A 1522-nucleotide genomic window follows, 5' to 3' on the forward strand; every position below is an offset into this window, starting at 1 on the left:
ATGCAGGGTGAGCCATTCACCAACTGAGGGCAGGGGCCGAGCTGGCGGGGTGAGCGGCGTCACGGTCAGCGACACCCCGGCTCCTGCCTCCAGCGGATCACCGGTGAGAGCGCACCAGTGGCCCAGCAGGGTGGAGAACACCGAGGTCTTGTGCGTGGCCAGCGACTGCAGGAGCGCAAAGGATTGCCCGGCGGTGAGGCTGATCTCCTGTTCACTGCGGCCGGCGCCCATGTTCTCGGCGGGCACGAGCGCATCGCGGCGCATGTTCTGATCCAGCATCTGCAGGTAAGCGCGGTGCTCGGCCAGGGAGCGGGCGCGGATCTCCTTCCACTCGAAGTCCGCGCCGGCAGGCAGGTCCATGAAGGTGTTGGTCGAGAGCACCAGCGGTTCGGCGGGGCGCTCATCGCCATCGGCATCAGGCACGTTGCCGAACTGATCGACCAGGCCGCTGCGCACGGCCACCGGCAGGGCGCAGCGCGACAACAGATCCTCGTACTCGCTCTTGAGGCGGTAGTGGGTGAGGTATTGGTGCGCCAGACCCAGGTGCGGCAGATCGCCATGGCCGAAGGACGCACCATCGGCCGCGTACCAGACCGCAGGAAGCTGATGCAGCCTGGGGCTGAGCAAGGCGGTGCCAAGGGGCTGGGCCCTGAAACCAGCGGGTTCACGGGGGCTGGGCACCGCGGCGAAGGCGGCCTGGCTGAGGCCATCAGGGGTGAGCAGCAGGCGGTGATAGGTCCAGTCGGAAAGCTGAGCGGACTGCAGCTGATTGCCGTCAGGGCCGATGAAGTGAACAGGGATGGCACCGTGCTGCCGCGGCGTCACAGGCCGGCGGCGGTCCTGGCGCCACCAGAGGCCGTGGGGTGCCGCCTGGGGATTCGGCTGTGCCCAGTCCAGCAGGTCCGTACGCGGCACGAGCAGCAGCCGGGGCAGGGAAGCGCGATCTCCAGCGGCGATGGCATCGAGGCGATGCCCCTCGGAGGGCCAGCGGTGCTCGGGCGGCAGCACCATCAACAGACAGCCGCCATCGCGCAGCACGAGCAGATCGGCAACGAACAGGAACACCGACAGGTCGGTGCCGTGGCCATCGACATCACCGAGCACGCGGAGCAGGCTGCTCGGCAGGGCGCGGGGGTGAAGGAAGGAGAGCATGCCGGCATAGGTGCGCAGGGCATCGCGGAAGAAGCCGGTCGGCCGGGCCGCTTCGATGCGGCTGCCGTAGGAGAGAGAAGGCTCCTTGTGGCCTTGGGGCAGGTAGACGCTGCGGCGGCAGGCGCCTTCCGGTGACTGCAGCAGGTTCCAGCAGTCGTAGGCGAGCTGAAGCCGATCACGCACGGCCACCAAGGAGGGATGCTCCCGCCAGGGCTGCAGCAGCGGAGTGCCTTTGGAGGCAGCGCGGGCCTGCTGCTCGGTTGGAGAGAGCGGCAGCCACTTGTTGCGGGATCGGCTGCGACTCCTGGAGGCCAAGGGCTTGGTGCTGCTTTGGACTATTGCCAGGAGGGGGCCTGCCTGCTCCCTTCTT

1 protein-coding gene is annotated in these 1522 nt (G+C 68.3%); it reads right to left on the reverse strand.

All coding sequences use genetic code 11. The features are described 5' to 3' along the window. Window positions 1–1467: DUF4055 domain-containing protein (locus ACXMDM_RS14355; protein WP_499570572.1), on the reverse strand; the 1467-nt coding region annotated here is incomplete at its 3' end. Between the last annotated feature and the right edge of the window lie 55 nt (window positions 1468–1522).

The sequence above is a fragment of the Synechococcus sp. CS-603 genome, assembly GCF_977929215.1.